Source organism: Nonomuraea sp. MG754425 (assembly GCF_021699195.1).
Lineage (GTDB): Bacteria > Actinomycetota > Actinomycetes > Streptosporangiales > Streptosporangiaceae > Nonomuraea.
In genome coordinates, this window is sequence record NZ_SSXE01000326.1 from 1 (window position 1) to 6,050 (window position 6,050).

At 71.8% G+C, this 6,050-nt stretch carries 6 protein-coding genes; all 6 read left to right on the plus strand.

The window, feature by feature from the left end:
- On the plus strand, positions 1 to 367 hold a 367-nt coding region (locus tag FAF44_RS51535; protein WP_237110828.1), incomplete at its 5' end, for a family 1 glycosylhydrolase.
- 16 nt (positions 368 to 383) lie between these two features.
- Positions 384 to 1,601: an extracellular solute-binding protein gene (locus FAF44_RS51540; protein ID WP_237110829.1), complete on the plus strand. Its 1,218-nt coding sequence runs from the start codon at positions 384 to 386 to the stop codon at positions 1,599 to 1,601.
- Positions 1,598 to 2,473: a carbohydrate ABC transporter permease gene (locus FAF44_RS51545; protein ID WP_237110830.1), complete on the plus strand. Its 876-nt coding sequence runs from the start codon at positions 1,598 to 1,600 to the stop codon at positions 2,471 to 2,473. The genes FAF44_RS51540 and FAF44_RS51545 overlap by 4 nt, the downstream gene beginning before the upstream one ends.
- The gene (locus FAF44_RS51550; RefSeq protein ID WP_237110831.1) at positions 2,463 to 3,284 is read left to right on the plus strand and encodes a carbohydrate ABC transporter permease; all 822 of its coding nucleotides are present in this window, start codon (positions 2,463 to 2,465) and stop codon (positions 3,282 to 3,284) included. The genes FAF44_RS51545 and FAF44_RS51550 overlap by 11 nt, the downstream gene beginning before the upstream one ends.
- A 13-nt stretch (positions 3,285 to 3,297) precedes the next feature.
- A complete protein-coding gene (locus FAF44_RS51555; protein ID WP_237110832.1) occupies positions 3,298 to 4,719 on the plus strand; it encodes a glycoside hydrolase family 5 protein in 1,422 nt (473 codons plus the stop codon).
- 12 nt (positions 4,720 to 4,731) lie between these two features.
- On the plus strand, positions 4,732 to 5,973 hold the full coding sequence (locus FAF44_RS51560) for an ROK family protein (RefSeq protein ID WP_237110833.1): 1,242 nt from the start codon (positions 4,732 to 4,734) through the stop codon (positions 5,971 to 5,973).
- The last annotated feature ends 77 nt before the right edge of the window (positions 5,974 to 6,050 follow it).

Consider the following 6,050-nt stretch of genomic DNA (forward strand, 5'->3'; position numbering starts at 1 on the left):
CGCCAGGACGCGGGTCGCCGCCGACTTCACCGATCTGCCCCTGTACGTCACCGAGACCGGCACCGGCTACCGTGACGGAGTCCACGCCGCCGGCCGCCTGCACGACCCCGAGCGGGTCCACCACCTCGACGGCGCCTTCACCGCCGCCGCCCACGCCCTGTCGGACGGCATCGACGTCCGCGGCTACTTCGTGTGGTCCTTCATGGACAATTTCGAATGGGCCGATGGGTACAGCAAGCGCTTGGGCGTCGTCCACGTCGACCACCGCACCCGGCAACGTATCCCCCGGCTCAGCGCGCACTGGTACCGCGACGTCATCGTCGCGCACGGCAACGTCCAGGACATGGACTCCGTTCCGGCCGCCTGAAAGGGGGCATCCCCCGATGAGCAGACTCCGCACCGTCCTCATCGCCGTCATGAGCCTCGTCGTGCTCACCGCCTGCAGCGGAGCCGGCGACGGCTCCTCCAGGGAGCTGACCGTCTGGATCATGGGCGACAGCTCAGACCGCTTCCAGGAGCTGGTCGAGCCGTTCTCCGCCCGGACCCGCATCCGGGTCGAGACCGTCGCCGTCCCGTGGGACTCGATCGACCAGAAGTTCACCACCGCCGTCGCCTCCGGCAAAGGGCCCGACGTGCTGCAGATCGGCCTGTCGAAGCTGCGGGCCTACACCCGGTCCGGCGCCCTGCTCGACCTGGCCGGGCCGACCCTGAAGGGCCACCCCGGCCTGGCCGCGCGCGGCTTCGTGGACAGGACGGCCCTGTCCGGCGGCCACGCGTCGAGCGTCCCGTGGAGCAGCGACACCCGCGTGCTGTTCTACCGCTCCGACATCCTGGCCGCCGCGGGCATCACCGAGCCGCCGCGCACCTGGGAGCAGGTCCGGGCCGACGCCAAGGTCCTGACCGCGCGGGACGGCGGCGGTTACGGGTTCTTCATCCCGCAGTGGGACAGCGCCCTGCCCGTCATCATGACCTGGAGCATGGGCGGCGACATCGTGGACGCCCACCGCCGGATCGACTTCGGCGACCCGGCCTTCCGCCGGGCCGTGGACCTCTACACCGGCCTGTACGCCGACGGCAGCGTCCCGGCCGACGGCGACTTCGACCAGGTGCAGGGCTTCGTGTCCGGCGCGACGCCCATGCTGGTGTCGGGGCCGTACCTGGCGGGCGCGATCAGCGAGGCCGCGCCCGAGCTCGCCGGCCGGTGGGCGGTCGCGCCGATCCCCGGGGACGTGACCCACACGTCCCTGCTGTCCGGGTCGCACCTCGGCGTGTGGCGGACCGGCCACGACCGGGACGCCGCCCTGCGCCTGCTCGACTTCCTGTCCGAGCCGCGCACCCAGCTCGCCTGGTACCGGCTCGACGGCCAGCTCCCCGCGGTACGCAGCGCCCTCGACGAGGTGCGGCACGCCGCCGGCCCGCAGGCCGCGGTCTACGCCGGGCAGCTCTCCGAGGCCAGGCCGCTGCCGCAGGTGCCCGACTGGGACAGCCGCACCGGCAAGGCGCTGCTGGACGCGCTCAACTCGATCGTCCTGACCGGCGCCGACCCCGGCACGGCCTTGCGCGAGCTGAGCGCTGCCACGCGGGGGACGTCCGCCTCATGAGCCGTCAGATCATCCCCTACGCCTTCATCGCCCCGGCGATGCTTCTGCTGCTCGCCTTCGGCGTCCTGCCCATCGCGGTCGCCCTGCTGGTCAGCCTCACCGACCTGGACCTGGCGGGGCTGGGCGACTGGGCCGGGGCCGGCTACGTCGGCCTGGACAACTACCGCAGCCTGCTCGCCGACTCGGCCTTCTGGCAGGCCATGGCCAACACCGGGGTCTACACGGTGCTCGGCGTCCCGGCCGTGGTGGTGACCTCGCTGGCCGTCGCGCTGCTGCTCAACCGGAGCGAGGGCCGCTTCTTCCGGGCGCTGCGCGCGTTCTACTTCGTGCCGGCCGTGACCGCGATCGTCGCCGTCTCGCTCGTCTGGGGGTACCTCTACAACACCCAGTTCGGGCTGCTCAACCACCTGCTGGGGGTCGCCGGGCTGCCGCCGGTGCGATGGCTGACGGACCCGGCGCTGGTGAAACCGTCCGTCGCGGTCGTCGCCGTCTGGCGGGGCACCGCGCTGAACATCATCATCTTCCTCGCCGCGCTGAAGGCCATCCCGCGCGAGTACCTGGAGGCGGCGGCCCTCGACGGGGCCTCCGAGCTGCGCAGGATCACCTCCATCGTGCTCCCGCTGCTGCGGTTCGCCATCGTGTTCGTGACCGTCACCACGGTCATCGCCTGGCTCCAGATCTTCGACGAGCCGTACGTGCTGACCAAGGGCGGGCCGCTCGGCGCGTCCACCAGCGTCTCCCTGTTCCTCTACCAGCAGGGCTTCTCCTCCGGCAGGTTCGGCTACGCCGGCGCGGGCACGCTCGTGCTGTTCCTGGTCATCGCCGCGGTCACCCTCCTCCAGGTACGGGCGCGGAGGCTCGATGCGAGCTGACTCCCGTGCGACGACCGCGGTCGTCGGAGCCGTGCTGGGCGTCGGTGCCCTGATCACGGCCTTTCCCTTCTTCTGGATGGTGTCCGGGTCGGTCAAGCCGCGCTCGGAGGCGACCGGTCACCCGCCCGGCCTGCTGCCCCACGAGCCCACGCCGGAGTACTTCGCGCAGTTGTTCGGCCGGCTGGACTTCGCCGCCCACCTGCTCAACACGTGCGTCCTCGTGCTGATCGGCATGGCGGGCGTGGTGATCACGGCGATGGCGGGCTACGGCTTCGCCAAGTTCCGCTTCCGCGGTCGCGGCCCGCTGTTCTTCCTGGTGCTCGCCACCATGATGGTCCCGGTTCAGGCCACCATGATCCCCACGTACCTGCTGCTGAACGGCGTGCGGCTGACCGACACGCTGCTCGGGGCGGCGCTGCCGACGCTGGTGTCGGGGTTCAGCGTCTTCCTGTTCCGGCAGTTCATCTCCACGGTGCCGACCGAGATGATCGAGGCGGCCCGCGTGGACGGGGCCGGTGAGGCGCGCATCTTCTGCCGCATCGTGCTGCCCGTGTGCCGGCCCATCATGGCGGTCCAGCTCGTCCTGGCCTTCATCGGGTCGTGGAACAGCCTGCTCTGGCCGCTGATCATCGCCGATGACCAGCGGCACTACCCGCTCTCGGTCGGAGTGTCGCTGCTGAACCGGCAGATCGCGACCAACCCCTCGCTCCAGATGGCGGGGGCGACCCTCATGGTCGTGCCCGTCCTGATCGTCTTCGTGTTCTTCCAGCGCTCCATCGTTCGGGGGTTCACGCTGTCCGGCCTCAGATGAAAAGGGATCTTTCATGAGCAATCTCGTCACCGGATTCGTCCATGCGGGCGGGCCCCGGCTGCTCGACGGCGCCGGCGTCCCGCTGCTGCTGCGCGGCGTCGGCCTCGGCAACTGGCTGCTGGCCGAGGGCTACATGTGGAAGTTCGGTGACGAGATGAGCTCACCCCGCCGGATCGAGGAGCGGGTGGAGTCGCTCGTCGGGCCGGCCAGGGCCGCGGAGTTCTGGGCCCGCTTCCGCCGCGCGTTCATCACCGAGCAGGACGTCGCCGCCATCGCCCGCCTCGGCTTCGACCACGTCCGGCTGCCGCTCAACGCCCGCGTCCTGATGGACGGGGACGGCCACTTCCTGGACGGCTTCCGCCACATCGACGACCTGCTGCGCTGGTGCCGCGCCCACGGCCTGCGGGTGCTGCTCGACCTGCACGGGGCGCCCGGCGGACAGACCGGCACCAACATCGACGACTCCCCCGACAACAAACCCGAACTGTTCATGGACGACCGCCACCGGCGGCTGACCGTGCACCTGTGGCAGGAGATCGCCCGCCGCTACCGGGACGACCCCGTCGTGCTCGGCTACGACCTGCTGAACGAGCCGCTGCCGAACGAGTGGCAGGACCTCTACTCCCGGGAGCTCCTGTCGCTCTATCACGAGCTGACCGCGAGCATCCGGGCCGTGGACCAGAACCACCTGATCATGTACGAGGGCACCCACTGGGCGACGAACTGGTCCATCTTCACCGAGGTCATCGACCCCAACTCGGCCCTGCAGTTCCACCGCTACTGGTGCCCGCCCGACCGCTCCAGCATCCAGCGCTACCTGGACGCCCGCGACCGCCTCGGCCTGCCCGTCTACATGGGCGAGGGCGGCGAGAACAGCCCGGAGTGGATCTACACCGCGCACCGCCTGTACGAGCAGCACGACATCGGCTGGAACCTGTGGCCGTGGAAGAAGCTCGACACCGTCACCTCCCCCGTCTCCGCCGTGCCGCCCCCCGGCTGGGAACTGATCGCCGACCCGGCCACGCCCGTCGATCCCGGCCTGGCCTGGGACATCCTCCAGGAGCTGATCGCCCGCGTCGAGCTGCCCGCCTGCGCGCAGCGGCCCGAGATCGTCAACGCCGCGTTCGGGCGCGCCCCGCTGCGCATCCCCGGCTGGGGGTACGTGGACGACTCCCCCACCTTCCAGGACCGGTTCGCGGGCCTGCGGGACTCCGGCGGCTGGCACCACTCGGCGCAGTTACCGCCCGCGAACACGGACCTGCCGGTGACCGTGCCGGCCGGGCGGGAACTGCACTACCCGCTGGCGGGCCCGCCGGCCGGCTGGCGGATCGACTCCGACGACCCCGGGGCGTTCGAGGTCTCCTGGCGGCGCGACCGTATCGTGGTCCGCGCGACCAGGCCCGCGTGCCTGCGTGCCCTCGTCGTGACCCGTTAGGATCAAGCACTCATGAGCGTCGAACCCGGCGGTCGGCCCATCCTCTCGCTGCCCGAGGTGTCCACGGTCACCACGCTGCGGCACCGCAACCGGGCCCTGGTCCTCAAGCACGTGATCCTGGCGCAGGAGACCACGCGGGCGGACATCGCCAAGGAGAGCGGACTGTCCATCGCCTCCGCGGCCAACCTGGTGACCGACCTGCTCGCCGCCGGTCTCGTCGAGGAGCGCGGCTCGGTGTCCTCGCGCGGCGGGCGGCCCATCACGCTGATCGGCCCGCGGGCCGACAGCGCCGTCACCATCGGCGCGGACGTCGGCGAGCGCGGCGTCGCCCTGGAGATGTTCGACCTGGCGATGAACCGCATCGACCAGGAGTTCCGCGGCGGCGCGACCGAGGAGGACCCCGAACGCATCGGCGCCGACATCCACGAGGCCGTGGCGGCGCTGCGCGAACGCAACGCCGACCGGTGGCCGACCCTGCTCGGCATCGGCCTCGGCCTGCCCGGCGTGGTGGAGACCGGCCCCGACGGGCGGCAACTGCTCTACGCGCAGAGCCTCGGCTGGCCGGCCGTCCCCGTCACGTCGTTGTGCGACGCCGGGCCCATCCCCGTGCTCGCGGAGAACGGCGCCAAGATGCAGGCCAGGGCGGAGTCCTGGTTCGGCGGCGCCCGGGGCGCGGACCACGCCCTGATCGTGCTGCTCGGCCGCGGCGTCGGGCTCGGCGTCATCACCGAGGGGCGGCTGCTGTCCGGCTCGCACTCCAGCGCCGGCGAGTGGGGGCACACGGTGATCGAACGCGGCGGACGGCTGTGCCGGTGCGGCAACCGCGGCTGCGTCGAGGCCTACCTCGGCTCCGACGCGATGTTGTCGGCGTGGAAGGAGGCAGGGGGCGTCTTCGAGGGCACCGGCTGGCGTGCCGTCGGACGGCTCATCGCCGCGGCGCACGAGGGCGACCCGGCCGCGAGCGAGATCGTCGAGGAGGTGGTCGACTGCCTCGGCACCGCCCTGGGCGGGCTGGTCAACCTGACGAACCCGGAGCGCATCGTGATCGGCGGCTGGGTGGGGCTGCGGCTGATGGAGTCGCTCGGGGAGCGCGTCACGGAGGCGATCAAGCGGCACAGCCTGGCCCGGCCCGGCGGTCAGTTCACGCTGCGGGTGGCGAAGTTCGGCGGCGCGTCGGTGGCCACCGGCTCCGCGCTGCTCCCCCTGGAGGCCCTCATCGCCACCGACCACATGGCCGAGAAACGCCGCGCCTGACGCCGGCAGCGGGGCCGCACGACCCGAACACCGGAAGACCGCCTCCCCGGCGCTCGTCTCGGCGGGTGCCGGGGAGG